The 18,477-nt window shown below is 75.1% G+C and carries 16 protein-coding genes; 6 read left to right on the forward strand and 10 right to left on the reverse strand.

Annotated elements, in window-relative coordinates; all coding sequences use genetic code 11:
* Window positions 1-13: 13 nt before the first annotated feature.
* Window positions 14-715: a GntR family transcriptional regulator gene (locus tag ACFQBR_RS08195; protein ID WP_267949854.1), complete on the forward strand. Its 702-nt coding sequence runs from the start codon at window positions 14-16 to the stop codon at window positions 713-715.
* A gap of 123 nt (window positions 716-838) precedes the next feature.
* On the opposite strand, the gene ACFQBR_RS08200 is transcribed toward ACFQBR_RS08195, so the two are convergent.
* From ACFQBR_RS08200 to ACFQBR_RS08210, 3 genes are all read right to left on the reverse strand, one after another.
* Complete coding sequence (locus ACFQBR_RS08200; protein WP_344180565.1) at window positions 839-1,516, reverse strand: hypothetical protein; 678 nt, start codon at window positions 1,514-1,516, stop codon at window positions 839-841.
* A 106-nt stretch (window positions 1,517-1,622) separates the two neighbouring features.
* Complete coding sequence (locus ACFQBR_RS08205; RefSeq protein WP_344180567.1) at window positions 1,623-2,384, reverse strand: creatininase family protein; 762 nt, start codon at window positions 2,382-2,384, stop codon at window positions 1,623-1,625.
* A gap of 121 nt (window positions 2,385-2,505) precedes the next feature.
* Entirely contained in the window at window positions 2,506-3,024 is a 519-nt protein-coding gene (locus ACFQBR_RS08210; RefSeq protein WP_344180569.1) for a TetR family transcriptional regulator, read from the reverse strand.
* A 219-nt stretch (window positions 3,025-3,243) separates the two neighbouring features.
* On the opposite strand from ACFQBR_RS08210, the gene ACFQBR_RS08215 reads away from it, so the two are divergent.
* The 3 genes from ACFQBR_RS08215 to ACFQBR_RS08225 all read left to right on the forward strand — a co-directional run bounded on the left by ACFQBR_RS08215 (window position 3,244) and on the right by ACFQBR_RS08225 (window position 7,692).
* Window positions 3,244-4,911 carry an MDR family MFS transporter gene (locus ACFQBR_RS08215; RefSeq protein WP_344180571.1) on the forward strand — a complete coding sequence of 556 codons (1,668 nt, stop codon included), beginning with the start codon at window positions 3,244-3,246 and terminating at the stop codon, window positions 4,909-4,911.
* A 308-nt stretch (window positions 4,912-5,219) separates the two neighbouring features.
* On the forward strand, window positions 5,220-5,924 hold the full coding sequence (locus ACFQBR_RS08220; RefSeq protein ID WP_344180573.1) for a hypothetical protein: 705 nt from the start codon (window positions 5,220-5,222) through the stop codon (window positions 5,922-5,924).
* Between the two features lie 112 nt (window positions 5,925-6,036).
* Window positions 6,037-7,692 carry a serine/threonine-protein kinase gene (locus tag ACFQBR_RS08225; RefSeq protein WP_344180575.1) on the forward strand — a complete coding sequence of 552 codons (1,656 nt, stop codon included), beginning with the start codon at window positions 6,037-6,039 and terminating at the stop codon, window positions 7,690-7,692.
* Between the two features lie 193 nt (window positions 7,693-7,885).
* Here the strand turns inward: ACFQBR_RS08225 and ACFQBR_RS08230 are convergent, their stop codons facing one another.
* The 5 genes from ACFQBR_RS08230 to ACFQBR_RS08250 form a co-directional block, all read right to left on the reverse strand.
* On the reverse strand, window positions 7,886-9,283 hold the full coding sequence (locus tag ACFQBR_RS08230; RefSeq protein WP_267949847.1) for a condensation domain-containing protein: 1,398 nt from the start codon (window positions 9,281-9,283) through the stop codon (window positions 7,886-7,888).
* Window positions 9,284-9,733: 450 nt separating this feature from the next.
* Window positions 9,734-11,239 (reverse strand): rhamnulokinase, encoded by a 1,506-nt coding sequence (locus ACFQBR_RS08235; RefSeq protein WP_344180578.1) that lies wholly within the window; start codon window positions 11,237-11,239, stop codon window positions 9,734-9,736.
* Window positions 11,236-13,335, reverse strand: coding sequence for a bifunctional aldolase/short-chain dehydrogenase (locus tag ACFQBR_RS08240; protein ID WP_352982683.1), 2,100 nt, complete (start codon window positions 13,333-13,335; stop codon window positions 11,236-11,238). Before ACFQBR_RS08240 ends, ACFQBR_RS08235 begins: the two co-directional genes overlap by 4 nt.
* Window positions 13,323-14,501: an L-rhamnose isomerase gene (gene rhaI / locus ACFQBR_RS08245; RefSeq protein ID WP_344180582.1), complete on the reverse strand. Its 1,179-nt coding sequence runs from the start codon at window positions 14,499-14,501 to the stop codon at window positions 13,323-13,325. Before rhaI ends, ACFQBR_RS08240 begins: the two co-directional genes overlap by 13 nt.
* Window positions 14,502-14,734: 233 nt before the next feature.
* On the reverse strand, window positions 14,735-15,355 hold the full coding sequence (locus ACFQBR_RS08250) for a LysE/ArgO family amino acid transporter (protein WP_267949843.1): 621 nt from the start codon (window positions 15,353-15,355) through the stop codon (window positions 14,735-14,737).
* A 72-nt stretch (window positions 15,356-15,427) separates the two neighbouring features.
* Between ACFQBR_RS08250 and ACFQBR_RS08255 the strand changes: the two genes are divergently transcribed.
* Window positions 15,428-16,339 (forward strand): LysR family transcriptional regulator ArgP, encoded by a 912-nt coding sequence (locus ACFQBR_RS08255; protein WP_344180584.1) that lies wholly within the window; start codon window positions 15,428-15,430, stop codon window positions 16,337-16,339.
* 101 nt (window positions 16,340-16,440) lie between these two features.
* On the opposite strand, the gene ACFQBR_RS08260 is transcribed toward ACFQBR_RS08255, so the two are convergent.
* The gene (locus tag ACFQBR_RS08260; protein ID WP_344180586.1) at window positions 16,441-17,283 is read right to left on the reverse strand and encodes an aminoglycoside 3'-phosphotransferase; all 843 of its coding nucleotides are present in this window, start codon (window positions 17,281-17,283) and stop codon (window positions 16,441-16,443) included.
* Between the two features lie 147 nt (window positions 17,284-17,430).
* On the reverse strand, window positions 17,431-17,892 hold the full coding sequence (locus ACFQBR_RS08265; RefSeq protein ID WP_344180588.1) for a GNAT family N-acetyltransferase: 462 nt from the start codon (window positions 17,890-17,892) through the stop codon (window positions 17,431-17,433).
* A 204-nt stretch (window positions 17,893-18,096) separates the two neighbouring features.
* Here ACFQBR_RS08265 and ACFQBR_RS08270 point away from each other — a divergent pair, with 204 nt between their 5' ends.
* On the forward strand, window positions 18,097-18,402 hold the full coding sequence (locus tag ACFQBR_RS08270; protein WP_344180590.1) for a hypothetical protein: 306 nt from the start codon (window positions 18,097-18,099) through the stop codon (window positions 18,400-18,402).
* Window positions 18,403-18,477: the final 75 nt, after the last annotated feature.

Here is an 18,477-nt window from a genome sequence, read left to right on the forward strand (position 1 = left end):
GAGAGAGGCCACGATGACCAGCGCGAACGTCTTCTCCAGCAAGGGCGGCCTGGCCTACGCGGAGCTGCGCCGCCGCATCACCTCCGGTGAGCTCGCCCCGGGATCACGCCTGTCGCAGTACGAACTGGCGGAGGAGATGGGGATGAGCATCACCCCCCTGCGCGAGGCGATCAGACGGCTGGCCAGCGAGGACTGGGTCGTGATGGACGCCCACCGGGACGTCCGCGTGGCGCCCATGAGCGCCTTCGAGGCGCGCGAGCTGCTGGAGGTCCGCTTCTCGCTGGAACCCTCCGCCACCGAGCTCGCCGCGCTGCGCCGGACGGACCGGGAGATCGCCGCGATGAGGGCGGCGGCCGACGCCCTGCTGCCGGTCACCCGCAGCTGGGGGGAGGAGGCCATCACGGCGCACCGGGCCTTCCACCGGGCGATCTACGCCGCCTCCCACAACAACGTGATGGTCAGGCTCCTGGACGACCTGTGGGACAAGGCCGACCGGTACCGGCGGATCGGGCTGGAACTGCCCGCGGGCGCCGAGCCGCGCACCATCGACCTGAACCAGCACCACAGGATCCTGGAGCTCGTCGTCGCCGGCGAGGGCGCCGCCGCGGCAGGACTGGTGCGCTCCCACATCCGCAACAGCCTGGGAGCCATGGTCACGGACGCCCTCGAGGGCCGGGAGCGCGCCTACCACCCCATCGCCGGGCGTTCGGCCTGAGGCGCCGGCCGCTCGACCGGTGAGCGGCGCCGGCACCGGAGGCGGGCGACGGGGAGCCGCCCGCGCCCGCCGGCCTCCTCCCCCGCGCCGCCGCCGCGCGTTCCCCGGCAGCCGCGAGAGCGCTCAGCGGGACGGGTGCGTCGCCCCGGGCCGCGCCGGCGTACCGGCGCCGCCGGCCTTCCACGCGGTGAGGGCGAGTCCGGCGATGAGCGCCACCTCCCCCAGGTTGCCCACCGCCAGCGGTGCGGACGGCGCCGCCGCGGTCGCGAACATGAACACCGACCCGAGCAGCATCCACGCGCTCCGCGCACGGACCAGCAGCGCGGCGCCGACCAGGATCAGCACGACGATGGCCGTGACGGAGGGGATCGGCACGGAGGACTCGGCGGCGGAGTAGCGCAGCGCGTCCCCCTCCCGGCCGGGGACCAGGGTGAGCCCCACCGCCTCGGTGGCGAGGCCGTAGGCGATGAGCGCCAGCGCCAGGAGCCAGAAGGCGGCTCGGACGGCGCGCCTGCGCGCCCAGCCGAGCCCGAGGTCGCGGGCGGCTCCGACGGCGAAGACGACCAGCAGCGGTGTGACCAGGGCGTGCACGAGGAACCGGGGCAGGTTCAGCGCGTACAGCAGGTCGCCCGCCCCGATGGTGGAGCCGACGGCGACGATCCCGTTGTCGTAGACCAGTCCCGCGGCGACGAGCGCCAGGAGCCAGGTGTGGGCGGAGCGCCGGGTGGCCGCCAGCCACACCAGCCAGAGGGTCAGGCACAGGTGTGCCAGCGCGAACACGGCGAAGACGAGGGAGGTCATCGGCGCCTTTCTATCTCGTTTTCCGAGATGGTAGCAATCCGAGTCTTCGCCTCGACACAGGGCGGTACGCCCTGCCCGGCGACGCACCGGCCCCCGGCCCCCGGCCTCAGGCCGGGGCGCCGCCGGGGCCGGGGTCGGGCGCGACCCCGGGCGCGGGGCGGGGCGCGCCGTCCAGGGCGGCCAGGCACCCCTCGAAGGCCCGGTCGAGCGCGGCCAGGAGGGCGTGCCCCTTGGCCGCCGTGGCCAGCGAGGGCCTGCCGGCCACGCCCGAGGCGGTGTAGGGCGCCAGCCCCACGGTGAGCAGGCGGTCGCGCGGCGGGGTGACGTGGTCGGCGTGCTCGTAGCCCTCGCGGACCAGCTCCGGGGCCGCGTGCAGGAGCACGGAGGTCTCCAGTTCGCCGGCGTGCATGTCGCCGTCGTTGTCGGTGGCCATCCCCGCGGCCGCGCGGGCGGCCTCCCAGTCGCCGGGGCAGGGGAAGAGCGCCATCCGGCCGCCGGACTCCTGGACGGTGTTGGCGAGCACGTGGTTCCCCCCGTGGCCGTTGACCAGGACGAGCCGGGTGTCCCCGAGGGAGGCGGCGATGTCGGTGACGACGGCGTGCAGGGTGGGGGCCGAGATGCTGACGGTGCCGGGCCAGGCCGCGTGCTCGTGGGAGCAGCCGACGGTGACGGGGGGCAGGACGCGCAGGCGGCGGGCGCCGGCGAGGACGCGGGCCAGGACGCAGGCGACGACCGTGTCGGTGACCAGCGGGAGGTGGGGGCCGTGCTGTTCGAGGCTGCCCACGGGCAGCAGCGCCACCCGCGCGGCCCGCTCCCCCTCCTCCGCGCTGGTGGTCAGGGGCAGCAGGGAGCGTACGAGGTCGTCCATGGGCCCAGTATCCCGGCCGTGCGCGGGACCGGCGGAGCGCGGCGCGGCCCTCGGGCGGGTGCGCACCGCCCCGCCCGCGACTCCCGGACCGGCCGGACCCGACCGGGGGACCGGCCCGCCCTCAGCCGCCGAACGGGGCCTCGACCTCGTCCAGGACCTCGTCGACGACCGCCAGCAGGGCGCGCTTCCCCTCTTCGCTCCACGTGGTGACCGCCGTGCGCAGCCCGGCGAGGAACACCGCGACGAGCACTCCGTGGCGCACACCCGGGGGCCCCGCCCTCCCGTCGAGGGCGGCCTCCAGGTCCTGGGCGAGCTGCGCCTGGTTGGCGAGCTGCCGGGCCAGGAGCGAGGGGTGGTCGCGGGCCAGGCGGGTGCGCGCGGCCCACTCGCGGTCCATCGGCTTGCCCCAGGACAGGTAGAGGGCGCGCACGGCGGCGCGCAGCGCGGGCCAGGCCGCCTCCTCCCGCGGCCGTTCGCGCAGGTGGCGCACGAAGGCGTCGATGTAGAGCCGCTCCCCGTGCAGCAGCGCCTCCTCCTTGCACGCGAAGTAGTTGGAGAACGTGCGGCGGGAGATGTTGGCGGCCTCGGCGATGGCCTCGACGGTGACCTGGTCGAACCCGCGCTCGACTGTGAGGCGCACTGCAGCGGTGTGTACCGCTCGTCTCGTCTCGGCCTTTTTACGTTCCCGCAGCCCCGGTGTCCTGTCCACGGTGTTATTCTACATGGAGTGCAAAAATGCCCATCATGCAGTTTTGCCCCCTGAGCAGTCTTCGCGGCCCGTCGAGGCCGCTTCCGTTCTCGCAGAGGTCGTTCTTTGAGCACTACGCGTTCCCTTACCGACACCGGGCAACCACCGATCATGCGCTCCCTGAGCGGCCTGCTCATAGTGCTCGGCGTGACGATGCTCAGCGGCACCATCGTGTCCGTGGCCCTCCCGCAGATCGTCGGCTCCCTCAACGGGACCCAGGCGCAGTACACCTGGGTGGTGACCGCCACCCTGCTGGCGTCGACGGCCTCCACACCCGTCTGGGGCAAGCTCGCCGACCTGTTCGACAAGAAGAAGCTGCTCCAGCTGTCGATCGTCCTGTTCGTCGTTTCGTCGCTGCTGGCCGGGTTCGCGCAGACCACCGGCCAGCTGATCGCGTTCCGCGCCGTGCAGGGCCTCGGCATGGGCGCCTCCCAGGTGCTGGTGCAGGTGATCATCGCCTCGCTGGTCAGCCCGAAGGAGCGCGGTCGCCTCAACGGCTACATCGGCGGCATCATGGCCGTGGCCACCGTCGGCGGACCGCTGATCGGCGGGGCCATCACCGACATCTCCTGGCTCGGATGGCGCTGGTGCTTCTTCATCGGCGTGCCGTTCATGGTCATCGCCTCCCTCGTGCTGGGCCGCACCCTGAAGCTGGCCGACGTCCGCCGCGCCGACGCCAAGGTCGACTACGCCGGAGCCCTGCTGATCGCCTCGGGCGTCAGCACGCTGCTGCTGTGGGTCACCTTCGTCGGCAACGACTTCGCCTGGATCTCCTGGCAGTCCGGCGCCATGGTCGCCGGCAGCGCCGTCCTGCTCGGCCTGGCCGTGTGGGTGGAGTCGCGGGTCTCGCAGCCCGTGATCCCGCTGCACCTGGTGGTGCGCCGGGAGACCGCCATCGCCATCCTGGCCAGCATCGCGGTCGGCATGGCCATGTTCGGCGGCGCCGTCTTCCTGGGTCAGTACTTCCAGCTCGCACGCGGCTACTCGCCCACCGAGGCGGGCCTGCTGACCACCCCGCTCATGCTGGGGGTCCTGGTCTCCTCGACCGTCTCCGGCCGCATGGTGTCCAACTCCGGCCGGGTGAAGCCGTACGTGGTCACCGGCCTGGTCTCCCTGACCCTGGGCTTCCTCCTGCTGTCCACCATCGACGAGACCACCTCGCTGCTCATCGTCTCCGCCGGGATGCTCCTCGTGGGGACCGGCGTGGGCATGTCCATGCAGAACCTGGTCCTCGTGGTGCAGAACTCCGTCCCGCTGAGCGAGCTCGGCGCGGCCAGCGGGGCCATCACCTTCTTCCGCTCCCTGGGCGGCACCATGGGCGTCTCGGTGCTGGGCGCGATCCTGGCCAACCGGGTCGGCACGAACATCTCCGAGGGGCTGGCGGGGGCCGGCGTCGACGCCTCCGCGGCGGCGGGCAGCGGGACCCTGAACCTGGCCGCCATGCCGCCGTTCGTCCGGGAGATCGTGGAGTCGGCGTACGGCTCCTCGACCGGCGACATCTTCCTCGTCGCCACGGGCATCGCCGCGGTGGGCCTCGTGGTGGGCCTCTTCCTGCCCAAGGTGCGCCTCCGCGACACCCTCGACCTGCCCGGCGACGAGGAGGCCCCGTCGGACGGCGCGGCCGAGGACACGACCGGTGACGGGGAGGCCGAGGCCGGACCGGCCGCGGCGAACGGACGGATCCCGGCCGCCGGGAACGCCCCGGGGACACGTGTGGTGGCGCGGGGACAGGCCGCCCGGGTCGTCCGAGCCGCGAAGAAGGAGGACGGCACGGGCTGAGCCCGCTCCCGCCGTCCGGCGCGTCCGCGCGCCGAGGGGGCGCCTCCACCGGGAACACCTCCCGGCGGGGGCGCCCCCTCGTCGTGCCGGGCCCGAACACCGCACCGCCCGGGGCTGGGCGGGCTCCGGACCTCCCGCGCACGGGCGGGCTGGACGCCGTCCGCGTGTGAGCCCCCGGGCGGGAGGGCCGGTCGGCCGTCGGACGGGAATCCGCGGGCAGCCCGCCGAACGGCCGTTCCGCTGCGGGCCCGGCCGCCCGTGTGACAGCATGGCGCGCGTCACGTCCGCCTCCACGCCGAAGGGCGCCGATGAGCTACGCGGGTCTGGTCCGACCGGTCATCGACCGGGTCCACATGGGGGTGCGCGCCCTCGCGCTCCCCCGGCTGCTCCCCCTCTACGAACGGTGGGGGCGGGACCCGGGTTTCGAGACGAGCCTGTACGCCGGGCTGCTGGCCCGTCCGATGGGCGCCGCGGCGTTCGCCGCCGCGTCCGTGTACGCCCGCAAGCCCATCGCCCCGGAGATCGCGGACACGGACGCCGACGGGACCCGCACGCTCACCCCGCTGGGCCGGGAGGTCGCCCTGGCCGTGCAGGAGGTCGTCGGCGCAGCGGCCGAGGAGCTGTGGTCGGTCGGCGTCCCCCCGAACCGGGTGTCGGTGGAGCGGCTGTGCGAGCTGACCGGGCGCCTGCTGGAGGCCGGGGCGGCCACCGGGGGTCCGGCGTTCGGCGCGATGTCCCCGCCGTACGAGCCCGAGGGGGCGGGCGCCGCCCTGGTCCTGACCTCACGCCTCAGCGCGCTGCGCCACCACCGGGGGGACGCGCACCGTGCCGCGTGGGCGGCGGAGGGCCTGTCCGTCGAGGAGGTCCGGGAGCTGACCGGCGGACCCCTGTGGGAGCGGATCGAGGCGGACACGAACCGGCGGGACGAGCCCGTCTACGCCGTCCTCTCGGAGGCCGAGCGCTGGGAGTTCGCCTCGGGGCTGGGCTCGCTGCCCGACGGCCTGCGGGGCTGATCCGCCGGGGCCGCGCGCGCCCCGGGAGGGAGGAGGGGAACGGCCGCCCGCGCGGACTGGGATAATCCTTCGCGCCCCCTTCCTGTCCCCACGTCCGGAAAGCCGACGGAAAGTGCAACCACTCCACCCGACCGATCCCCGGCGCGTCGGCCGCTACCGGCTCACGCACCGCCTGGGCGCGGGCGGTATGGGCCGCGTGTACCTCGCCCTCACCCCCGCCAGCAGGCGGATCGTCGTCAAGGTCGTCCTCACCGAGTACGCCGACGAACCGGACTTCCGGGCCCGGTTCGCCCGCGAGGTCGAGGCCGCCCGCCGCGTGGGCGGGTTCCACACCGCTCCGGTGGTGGACGCCGACCCCGAGGCGGAGTCGCCCTGGATCGCGAGCGCGTTCATCCCCGGCCCCTCCCTGGGCCGGGCGGTGCGCGAGCACGGCCCTCTGCCCGAGCAGGCCCTGCGCGCCCTGGCCGCGGGTCTCACCGAGGGCCTGGAGGCCATCCACGCCTGCGGGCTCATCCACCGCGACCTCAAGCCCGACAACATCATCCTCGCCTCCGACGGCCCGCGGATCATCGACTTCGGTATCGCCCGGGCCCCCGACGCCGCGCGGGTGACCATGACCGGCATGCCGGTGGGCACCCCCTCCTACATGTCCCCCGAGCAGACCGAGGGCGCGGTGGTGGGCCCCTCCTCGGACGTGTTCTCCATGGGGACGGTGCTCGCCTACGCCGCCACCGGCACGAACCCGTTCGCCGCGCCGTCGGTGCCCGCCGTCATCCGGCGGCTCATCGGCCCGGCCCCCCAGCCCGAGGGGGTGCCCGGCCCGCTGCGGGACCTGGTCGCCGCCTGCTGGCGGCACGACCCCGCGGCCCGGCCGGCGCCGGTCGAGATCCTCTCGCTGTTCGGGGACGACGACCTCAGCGGGGCGTGGCCTCCGCCGCACCTGGCCGGCCCCGGGCCGGAGGGGTCTTCCCCGGAGGCCGGGGTCCCGGCGCCGGGGACCGCGCCTCCCACCGGCTCCCCCGCACCGCTGCCGCCCCCCGACACCGCCGCCCCCGGCACCCGGTCGGACGCGCTCACCGTGCTGGAGGACAGGGCCCGGGCCTCGGCCCAGGCGGGGGGTCCCGCCTCCGCCCTGAGCGCCTACCGCACCCTGCTGCTGGAACAGCTGCGCGTCCTGGGGCCGCACCACCACGGCACGCTGTCCACCCGGCGGGAGATCGCGCACTGGACGGGGGCGCGGGGCGACGTGGAGGACGCGCAGCACGCGTACGAGGCGCTGCTGGTGGAGACGGAGCGCGTGCTGGGGCCCGACCACCTCGAGACGCTGCGGACCCGGCGGCACGCCGCCCTCCTGGTCGACCGGGTGCACGGGCACGACCGCGCCCTGCGGGTGGCCGTCCCCCTGCTGCGCGACCATGCCCGCGTGCTGGGCGGGGACCACCCCGAGACGCTGGCCCTGCGGTTCAGGGTCGTCCAGTGGGAGGCCTCCGGCGGGGACCGCGCGGGCGCCCTCGCGGCGTTGCGCTCGCTCCTGGACGACATGCTGCGCGTGCTGGGGCCCGAGCACGCCGAGACCCTGCGGTGCCGCGCCTACGTCGCCCACTGGAGCGGTTGGGCCGGGGATCCGCACGGGGCGGTCGGCCAGCTGCTCACGCTGCTCTCGGACCAGGCCCGTGTGCTCGGTCCCGACCACGAGGACACGGACCGGACGCGGGCGCTCCTGGGTGAGTGGCGGAGCGTGACGGGCTCCCCCGACCGGCGCTTCTGAGGGGCCGGCCCCTCCCGCCCGCGCACGTTCATGGTCTGGGAGGGGCGGTGGCGGGCGCGGCGCACAAGGTTCTTCCCGAAGGCGTGCCGGTGCCCCGGCAGGGGCGGTCGCCCGTCCCTCCCGGGGCACCGCGGCCGACCGCCCCTCCGGCCCCGGCCCGTCCGCGCCCGGACGGGCCGCGCGGGGCCCCGGGTCAGAGGGCGCCGTCGCGCACGGCCGTCTCCAGCGTCCGCTCCAGGGTCCGCAGGTACCCGCCCGTGGTGGTCCGCGCCCGGGGCGTGTCGGGGAAGGCCGTGTTGACGTGCAGGCCCGAGTGGTTGCGGTAGAACCAGAAGAAGATGCCGTCGCTGTGCGACCCCCACACGTGCCCGCACGCCTTGCGCGCGACGTGGCTCGCCCCTCCCGGGGTCCTCCTGAAGTCGAGGTAGGAGAAGAAGTTGACGGGGTAGGGCCAGCTCCTCGGTTCGGCCCCCTGCTCCGTCATCACCTCCACGGCCCGGTCGAAGGGGACGTTGACGTTCCTCAGCATCGCCAGGAGGGCCGCCCGCACCCGGGAGACGACCTCCCCGAAGTCCCCTCCGCCCGCCACGGAGAACTCGACCGGGAGCGTGTTGACGTACCAGCCCATGCTGCGGGCGTGGGCGACGCGGTTGCGGCGGCTGACGGGGAGGAGCCCGCGGTAGATCTCCGGTCCCCCCTCCTTTGCCTGGCTGACCGCCACGGCGGCCAGGATCCCGGCGGTGGGCTCGCTGCCCGCGGCCCGGCAGCGGGCCTCCAGCGCGTCGGCCCCGCGCCCGTCCAGCAGCGTGCGCGCCTCGTTGACGACGGGGTGGAGCACGCCCGGCTCGACCCCCAGGTCGAGCGGGAACCTCGGGAACACGGCGCCGTTGCGCTCCACGAACCCCTTCCAGTGGTCCAGCCGGCTGTCGTCGGGGCCGAGGGCCCGGCCGCGGCGGCGCTCCAGGGCGGCGAATTCGCCGTAGCCGCCGGTCTCGGGCAGGTCGACCGGGCGGCCCGCCGAGAACGCCTCGTAGGCGGTGGCGACGTCGTCCACGACGACGGCCGTGGACACGCCGTCCGACACCAGGTGGTCGCAGGCGAAGTACAGGGTTGTGGCCTCCTCCCCGATCATCGCCCCCATGACGAACCAGGGCCCGCGGAGGGTGTCGGTCCCCTGCAGGAACCGGTGCACGTAGTCCCGGGCCTGGGCGGACGTGGCCACGGGGCCCGCGTCGACGGCGTCGAGCTTGACCTCCTCCGGGTCCAGGACGCTGACGTCCAGGCCCTCGGCCGCCCCCTGGAACACCCAGCGCAGCACCTCGTGGCGGCGTACGAGGTGCAGCAGCGCGGCCTCGAGCGCGGCGCGGTCGAGCCGGCCCCGGATCTCGAACGACCCGCCGAGATAGGACGGGCAGGTGATGCCCTCCTGCTCCATGTGCCGGGCGACGGCGAAGTGCTTGTCCTGGATGTAGGAGGCGCGGCGACGCGGCCGTCCGGGGCCCGTGGCGCCCCCGTGCGTCGGGAAGGCGATCGTCCATTCCACGGCGTACCCGGGCGCGATCCGCAACTCGTCGATGGGAATCTGGAGCACAACGGCCCTTTCCTGTGGTCGGCTGCCTGGTGGCTGGCGCGCGCTGGGCCACCGGGGCCGACAGGAGGTCGAAGGGCCTTGGGAGCGGGCCGTTTCGCCGGGGCAGGGAGATCCGTCGTGCCGAGGGCAGGGCGGCTCACTCGCACCAGGGACGGGGTTCGGTGCTGAACCGCTCATCCTTGCCCAAGATTATAACCATGAGTTACATCACTATTACACATAGTACTTGACGGATGCGTGCGTACCGGTGTTCACCGTCCGGCGGCAGGGCCTCTCCACCGGAGGGGCCGGACGCGCGCGCCCCGCCCGCGAGGGAGCGGCGGACACGGTGCCGCGCAGGGGGCCGGCCGCGCCGCCCCCGTGTGCGGGCCGCCCCGGGCCCCGTTCGCGAGGGATCGGGACCCGGGGCGGCCGGGTGGAGGGGCGGCGGACGGTTCCGGGCGCGACGCCCTACCCCCGCAGGAGGCGCTCGGCGGCCTGCCACGGCGCGGCGGGACCGCTCGGCTCGTAGCGGCGCGTCACGGTGGAGTCCGCGACGATCCGGCGCAGATCCGCCAGGCCGCCGCGGACCTCCCCGACCGCCCGGGCCTGCACGAGCAGGTTGCCGACAGCCGCTCCCTCGGCGGGGCCCGCGACGACCGGCAGGCCGACGGCGTCGGCGGTGAGCCGACACAGCAGGGCGTTGTTGGCCCCCCCGCCCACGACGTGCACCACGTCCACGCGCCTCCCGCTCAGCTCGGAGGCCTGGCGGACGGCCCGCCGGTAGGCCAGCGCGAGGGAGTCGAGGACGCACCGCGTCGTCGCGGCCTCGTCCGCGGGGGGCTCCTGCCCGGTCTGCGCCGCGAACTCGCGGATGCGCGCCGGCATGTCGCCCGGCGGCAGGAACCGGGGGTCGTCCACGTCCACCACGCAGGACAGCGCGGGCACCGCGGCGGCGCGCTCCAGCAGTGCGGCCAGGTCGACCTCCCCGCCCCACACGCGCAGGCACTCCTGGAGCACCCACAGGCCCATGACGTTGCGCAGGTAGCGGACGGTGCCGTCCACGCCGAGCTCGTTGGTGAAGTTGGCGGCCCGGCTCTCCTCGGTGCGGACGGGCGCGTCCAGCTCCACACCGACCAGCGACCACGTCCCCGAGGAGACGTAGGCGAAGTTCGGCGTGGCCGCCGGCACCGCCACGACCGCGGACGCGGTGTCGTGGGAGCCCACCGCCACCAGGGGCGCCCCGGCCGCCGCGCCCACCGCGTCCCGCCGGAGCAGGGGGCCGACGACGGTGCCCGGCTCGACCAGGCCCGGCAGCAGTCGGCGCGCCGGAACCCCGAAGGGCCCCTCCAGGACGTCCAGGCACGCGTCGGCCCAGGCGCGCGCGTCCACGTCGACCAGGCCCGTGGTGGAGGCGTTGGTCAGCTCCGCCACCCGTTCCCCCGTCAGCCAGAACCCCAGGAGGTCGGGGATGAGCAGCAGGTCGCCGTCCAGGGCGGCGAGCCGGCCGCCCTCGGACGCGGCCGCCAGCTGGAAGACCGTGTTGAACGGCTGGACCTGGAGGCCGTTGACGGCGTACATCTCGGCGGCGGGCAGGTGCTCGAACACCCGCTCCGGGGCGCCCGCCGTCCGCGCGTCTCGGTAGTGCACCGGGTTGCCCAGGAGCGCGGCGTCGCCGTCGAGCAGCCCGTAGTCGACCGCCCAGGAGTCGATGCCCACCGAGGCCAGGCCGCCGTGGGGCTCGGCGGCGCGGCGCAACCCCTCCAGGACGCCGCCGTACAGGGACAGGATGTCCCAGTACAGGGTGTCGCGCCCCCGCGCGGGCACCGGGACGGGCCCGTTGGGGAAGCGGGCGACCTCCTCCGTGTGGAGCCGGCCGCCCTTCAGGCGGCCGGTGATGACCCGGCCGCTGGAGGCGCCGAGGTCGACGGCGGCGTGGACGGCCGGGCCCGTCCCGGGGGTGCGGGCGGCGCTCATCGCAGGAACGCGGCGGCCACGCCGCTGTCGACCGGGATGTGCAGGCCGGTGGTGTGCGAGAGCTCCCCGGCGGTCAGGGCGAACACGGCGTTGGCGACGTGCTCGGGCAGCACCTCGCGGCCCAGGATGGTGCGCTGGGCGTAGAACGCCCCCAGGTCCTTCTCCTCGACCCCGTAGACCTTGGCCCGCTGGGCGCCCCAGCCCCCGGCGAAGATCCCGGAGCCGCGCACGACACCGTCGGGGTTGACCCCGTTGACGCGGATGCCCCGGCCGCCGAGTTCGGCGGCGAGCAGCCGCACCTGGTGGGCCTGGTCGGCCTTGGCCGCGGAGTAGGCGACGTTGTTGGGGCCGGCGAACACGGCGTTCTTGGAGGCGATGTAGACGATGTCGCCGCCCATGCCCTGGGCGGTCATCACCCGGGCGGCCTCGCGGGAGACCAGGAACGAGCCCTTGGCCATGACGTCGTGCTGGAGGTCCCAGTCGCGTTCGGTGGTCTCCAGGAGGGGCTTGGAGACGGACAGCCCGGCGTTGTTGACGACCAGGTCGACACCGCCGAAGGCCAGGGCGGCCTCCTCGAAGGCCCGCGCGACCGCGTCGGCGTCGCTGACGTCGCAGGCCACGCCGACCGCGACGTCGGCCCCGCCGAGTTCGGCGGCGGCCTCGGCGGCCCGGTCGGCGTCGAGGTCGGCGACGACCACGCACGCGCCCTCGGCCGCGAGCCTGGCGGCGACGGCCCCGCCGATGCCGCCGGCCGCGCCGGTGACGAGGGCGACGCGGGAGGCCAGGGGCTTGGGCCGGGGCAGCCGGGCGAGCTTGGCCTCCTCCAGGGCCCAGTACTCGATGCGGAACTTCTCCGACTCCTCGATGGGGCGGTAGGAGGAGACGGACTCGGCGCCGCGCATCACGTTGACGGCGTTGACGTAGAACTCGCCGGCGACGCGCGCGGTCTTGGCGTCCTTGCCGAAGGAGAACATGCCCACGCCGGGGACCAGCACGATCGCTGGGTCGGCGCCGCGCATGGCGGGGCTGTCGGGGCCCGCGTGGCGCTCGTAGTAGGCGCGGTACTCGTCCCGGTAGGCCGCGTGGAGCTCCTTCAGGCGTGCGACGGCGTCGTCGAGGGGGGCGTCGGCCGGCAGGTCGAGGACCATCGGGCGGACCTTGGTGCGCAGGAAGTGGTCGGGGCAGGAGGTGCCGAGGGCGGCCAGGCGCGGGTGCTCCGCTCCGGCGAGGAAGTCCAGGACCACGTCGGCGTCGGTGAAGCGCCCGACCTGGGGGTGGTCGGTGGAGGCCAGGCCGCGCAGGACGGGGGCCAGTGCGGCGGCCCGCTCGCGGCGCTCGGCGGCGGGCAGCGCGCCGTACCCGGGCAGGGGCGGCCCGAAGGGCCGGGGGCGCCCGCGTTCGGCGAGGAACGCCTCGGCGGTGCGGATGATCTCCAGGGAGTTGGCCTGGCACTGCTCGCTGGTGTCGGCCCAGGAGGTGATGCCGTGGCCGCCCAGGACCGCGCCGATGGCTCCGGGGTTCTCCTCGGCGATCCGGGCGATGTCCAGGCCCAGCTGGAAGCCGGGCCGCCGCCAGGGCACCCAGACGACGCGGTCGCCGAAGCACTCGCGGGTGAGCCGCTCGCCGTCCTCGGCGGTGGCCAGGGCGATGCCGGAGTCGGGGTGCAGGTGGTCGACGTGGGCGGCGCGGACGAGGCCGTGCATGGCGGTGTCGATGGAGGGGGCCGCGCCGCCCCTGCCGAACAGGCAGTGGTCGAAGGCGGCGACCATCTCGTCCTCGCGCTCCTCGCCCGGGTACACGTCGACGAGGGAGCGCAGGCGGTCCAGGCGCAGGACGGCGAGGCCGTCCTCGGTGAGGGTGCCGAGGTCGCCCCCGGAGCCCTTGACCCACAGGAGTTCGACGGGCCGTCCGGTGACGGGGTCGGTCCGGGTGCCGGCGGCGGAGGTGTTGCCCCCGGCGAAGTTGGTGTTGCGCGGGTCGGCGCCCAGGGCGTTGCTGCGGGCGATGAGCTGGTCGACGACGGAGTCGGGCACGGTGCTGTCTCCCTGAGGGGTGCTGTGGTCGGTGGGTGCGTCCGGCTCGCTCACGCGCCCCACCCGGCCTGGGTCCCGCCCCTGCGCTCGTCGGTGACGCGCTCCATGTAGCCGGAGCGGGCGTGCGCGGCCATGGGGTCGGCGTCGAGCCCCCGGTCCTCGCGCATCTGGGCGAGCATCGGCCGGACGTCGGTGTTGTAGGCGTCCATGAGGGCGGCGTTGGCGGCGAGGACGTCGCCCTCGCGCTGGGCGGCGGCGAGCGCGTCGGCGTCCACGAGCAGGGCCTTGGCGGTGGCCTCCTGCACGTTCATCACCGAGCGGATCTGCCCGGCGATCTTGGGCTCGATGTTGTGGCACTGGTCGAGCATGAACGCGACGCCGGTGTCCTCGGCCGTCCCGCCGCCCCGCACGACCTCGTACATGATGCGGAACAGCTGGAAGGGGTCGGCGGCGCCGACCATGAGGTCGTCGTCGGCGTAGAAGCGCGAGTTGAAGTCGAAGGCGCCGAGCCTGCCGGCCCTGAGCAGGAACGCCACGATGAACTCGATGTTGGTGTGCGCCGCGTGGTGGCCGGTGTCGACGCAGACCACGGCCTTCTCGCCGAGTTCGAGGCAGTGGGCGTAGGCGGTGCCCCAGTCGGGGACGTCGGTGGCGTAGAAGGCGGGCTCGAAGAGCTTGTACTCCAGGAGGAGGCGCTGGTCGTCGCCGATCCGGCCGTAGACCTCCGCCAGCGCCTCGGCGAGGCGGTCCTGGCGCGCGCGCAGGTCGTCCTGTCCGGGGTAGTTGGTGCCGTCGGCGAACCACAGCTTGAGGTCGCGGGAGCCGGTGGCGTCCATGACGTCCACGCACTCCAGCAGGTGGTCGACCGCCTTGCGGCGGACGGCGGGGTCGGGGTTGGTGACGCTGCCGAGCCGGTAGTCGTCGTCCTGGAAGACGTTGGCGTTGATGGTTCCGATGCCCACGCCCAGGTCGCGTGCGTGGGCGGCGAGCGCGGCGTAGTCGTCGACCCGGTCCCAGGGGATGTGGAGGGCGACCGTGGGGGCGGCGCCGGTGAGCCGGTGCACCTGGGCGGCGTCGGCGATCTTCTCCCAGGGGTCGCGCGGGACCCCCGGCTGCGCGAACACCTTGAACCGGGTGCCGGAGTTGCCGAAGGCCCAGGAGGGGAGTTCGATGTGCTGGCGCCGCAGGACGGCCAGGGCGTCGGCGCGGCGGTCGGAGGGTGCTGCCACGGTGGGCTCCGTTCGGGGGACCTGCCGGTCGGACCGGCGTCATTGAATCGTTTCACTCAGGTTTCGCCGAAACTACCTCCAGCTCTTCCCGTGTGTCAATATCCCTCCAACACACAGGGCATGACGTGCGTACATGCGGTCTTGAAACGTTTTATTAACGGGGATGTCGAGACGACGCCGGCGGCCCGGACCCCGTGGTCCGGGTCGCCGGGGCGGTGCGGGCGGGCGGCGGCTCAGGCGCCGAGGGCCATCCGGACGCCGAGGGTCAGCATGAGGGCGGCGATGAGCGCGTCCAGGACCCGCCAGGCCCCGGGCCGCGCGAAGAGGGGGCGCAGCAGCCGTGCGCCGAACCCCAGGGCGAAGAACCACGTGAGGCTTCCCGCGACCGCGCCGGCCGCCCACCACCAGCGGGCGTCGCCGGCCTGCTGGTTGGCGAGCGAGCCGAGGAGGACGACCGTGTCCAGGTACACGTGCGGGTTGAGCCAGGTGAGCACCAGCGCCGTCGCCACGGCGGCCCTGCGGCCGTCCCCGGCCGCGCCGCCGACCACGAGCGCCCCCGGACGCAGGGCGCGGCGCACCGCGATCAGCCCGTAGGCGACGAGGAACCCCGCGCCGAGGAACCGGACGGCGGTGACGAGGCCGGGGGCGGCCCCGAGGACCGCGCCGACGCCGAGGACCCCGGCGGTGATGAGCAGTGCGTCGGACAGGGCGCAGACCAGCACCACGGGAAGGACCGTGCCCGGGCGGCCGTCGATGCCGACGCGCAGGACGTAGGCGTTCTGCGCGCCGATGGCCACGATGAGCGCGAGCCCGGTGCCGAATCCGAGCAGGGCGGGGAGGAGTGTCTCGTTCACCGTCAGAACGCTAGGGCGAGGCGGGCGTGCAGTAAAGCTAAAGTTTCTCAGGACCATGAAGAGAGGCTTAAGATGCCGTTCCAGTTCGACCACCTGCGCACCCTCACGACCCTGGTCGACGAGGGCACCTTCGAGGCGGCCGCGCGGCGGCTGCACGTGACCGCCTCGGCGGTGTCCCAGCGGGTGCGGGCGATGGAGCAGAGCACGGGGAAGGTCCTGGTGCAGCGGACGAACCCGGTGCGGACCACCCCCGCCGGGGACGTGGTCCTGCGCTACGCGCGCCAGGTCCTGCTCCTGGACGCGGACACCGCTGCCGAGCTGCGCCTGGGCGGCGGGGACGGTCCGGGCGGCGGGGCGGAGCCGGTGTCGGTGCCGCTGGCGGTGAACGCCGACAGCCTGTCCACCTGGTTCCTGGACGCGCTGGCGGAGGCGCCCCCGGAACCGGGCACGGTGTTCGAGATCCACCGGGAGGACGAGGAGCACACCACGTCGCTGCTGCGGTCGGGGACGGTGATGGCGGCGGTCACCTCGACCCCGGAGGCGGTCCAGGGGTGCGCGGTGGCGGGACTCGGCGCGATGCGCTACCGGGCGGTGTGCAGCCCGGAGTTCGACGCGCGCCACCTGGGCGGGCGCGCGGACCCGGAACTGCTGGCCCGGGCGCCGGTGGTCAACTTCGACCGCAGGGACGACCTCCAGGACCGGTTCCTGCGGGAGACGACGGGGCGGGAGCCGTCGGGCCCGCGGCACTACATCCCGGCGTCGGAGGACTTCGCCCGGACGGTGCTGCTGGGGTTCGGGTGGGGTGTGGTGCCCGAGCCGCAGTGCGTCGCGGAGATCGGGGCCGGGCGGCTCGTGGAACTGGCCCCGGGGCACCCGGTGGACGTGCGGCTGTACTGGCAGCGGTGGAACCTGAGGTCGCCCGCGCTGGACCGGGTCTCCGAGGTCGTCCGCGCGGGCGCGGCGGCCCGCCTCCACCCCTTCTGACCCGGTCCGCCCGGCCCCCGGGTCGGAGGGGCCGGCCGGGGGCGGTCCGGGGTCCCCCTGGCCCCCGGTCGCGGGACGCGGCAGCCCCGGCCGGACGCGGCTCAGCCTGCGGGACCGCGCGCCTCGGGCACGGGCCAGAAGAAGCTCTCCAGGAGGTCGTGCAGCCGGAGCCGCTCGGGGTCGATCCGGTCGCGGCCGTACGCGTCCAGGAACCTCTCGGCCGAGGCGGGGCCGAACTGGGGGTTCATGTGGCTGCGCAGGCTCCGCGCCATGTCCGCGACGTCGGAGTGCGGGTCCGCCGTGCCCGCTCGGCCGACGTCCACGAACCCGGGCCCGCCGGACCCCGCGACGAGCACGTTGGGCAGGCAGAAGTCGCCGTGGGTGACCGCGGGCCCACCGTCGCCGAGGGCCTCGGCCGCGCTCTCCAGCTCCGGCAGCACGGCCGCGGCCGGAGGGCCCTCCCTGCCGGTGATCTCCCACGACCTGTCGACCAGTCCGGACGCGACGCGCTCGCGGACCTCCGGGAGCACCGACGACAGGGACCGGTCGAAGGGGGCGTCGTCCGCGGCCGTCGCGTGGAGCTCCCGGGCGGCGCGGGCGATCCGGTCCACGACGGAGTCCCGTTCCCCCTCGGGCCAGGGGTCGGAGGCCGGACGGCCGGGAAGCGCCCGCGTCGCGAGCCAGGACCCGCCGTCGTCGGCGCCGGCGCCCAGGACCTCGGGGACCGGCACTCCCAGCCGGGCCAGCCACTCCAGGCGTGCGGTCTCCGCCGCGAGGTCGCGGGCGAGGCGGCCCCGCGCGTCGTCGACCAGCTTGACGAACGCGACCGGTCGTCCCCGGGCGTCGATCAGGCGCAGGACCCTCGCACCCGAGAGGCCGAGTCCGACGGTCTCCCGCCGGACGGCGCGCGTTGCGCGTTCGATGGCCCTCACCGCGTCCGTCATGGACCCGATCGTAGGTTTCGGGGCGGCCCCGCGCCAGCCGCGCCGGCGGCGGGGCACCGGTCCCGGCGGCTCCCGACGCCCCGGCCCGCGCGAGGCGGTGGCCGGGAGCGGGCACGCGTCCCGGGCGAGGACCGCCACCGGCCCGGGCTACCCGGCGCCGCGGGTCCGCCGGCCCATGGGCGGCCACGTCCCGTCGGGGTCGGGCACGGGCGCGAATCCGGCCTGCTCGAAGAAGGCGACGCGCTCCTCCACGTGCTCGCCCTCCTCGGGTTTCAGGAACACCCAGCGTGTGCCCGACCGTCCCGCCACGGCCACGAACGCGTCCAGCAGCCCCGTGCCGACCCCCCGGCGCCTCCACGCCGCGTCGACCACCAGGGCCAGGACGTACCCGTGGGGCGGTGGCACCGGGGCGCCGGGGCCCGTGTAGGCCCCGTCGAGGATCCCCTCGATCCAGCCGACCACGGTGTCCCCGTCGACGGCGACCAGGACCACCATCCCCTCGGGCCACTCGCCGTCGGGGTACCCCTTCACCTCGAAATGCGGGGCCGCGCGCACGATCAGGCGGGCGATCCCCGCGCCGTCACCGGGCAGGGCACGACGAATCAGCATGACGGCACGGTACCGACCGGCCCGATCCGTCCACCGGCACCACCCCGGCTCCGGTGCTCCCCGGCGTGTCGCGGACCCGGCCGCCCGAGCCTCCCGCGCACGCCGGGGCGCCCCGGGATTCGGCCCGACCCAATCGCCCCCGACCTGCGGTTTCGCACTCCGGGAAGGACGCGGACCCGGTCTCCCCCTGCTAGCTTCCCCTGCATGAGAATGCACGAGCGCCCCAGTCCCACCGAGGTCATCTCGGCGTGGATCCCCCACGACGCCCGCTGGCACGAGTCCGCGCGCTCGGCGGCGATCACCGGCGAGGAGGCCCTGCGCCGGTACGTGACCGGCCTGGTGCGCGACCACAGGGACGGCGACGGCGGACGGGAGCTGGTCGACGACCACGACCTGCACAGCGTCGGGGCGGTCGCCGAGGACCTCGGCGTGGCAGGGCTGGGGGGCGTGGACTGGCGGCGGGTCCGGGAGGCGATGCTCGTCCCGCTGCGGGTGCGCGGGGCCGGGTGAGGTCCGCCCCGGCCCCGGCGCCCTCGGGGCCGGGGCCGGGGCGCGCGGGCACGGATCCCGTGTCCGCCCTTCCGG

This window comes from Nocardiopsis tropica, assembly GCF_042660575.1.
Classification (GTDB): Bacteria; Actinomycetota; Actinomycetes; order Streptosporangiales; family Streptosporangiaceae; genus Nocardiopsis; species Nocardiopsis tropica.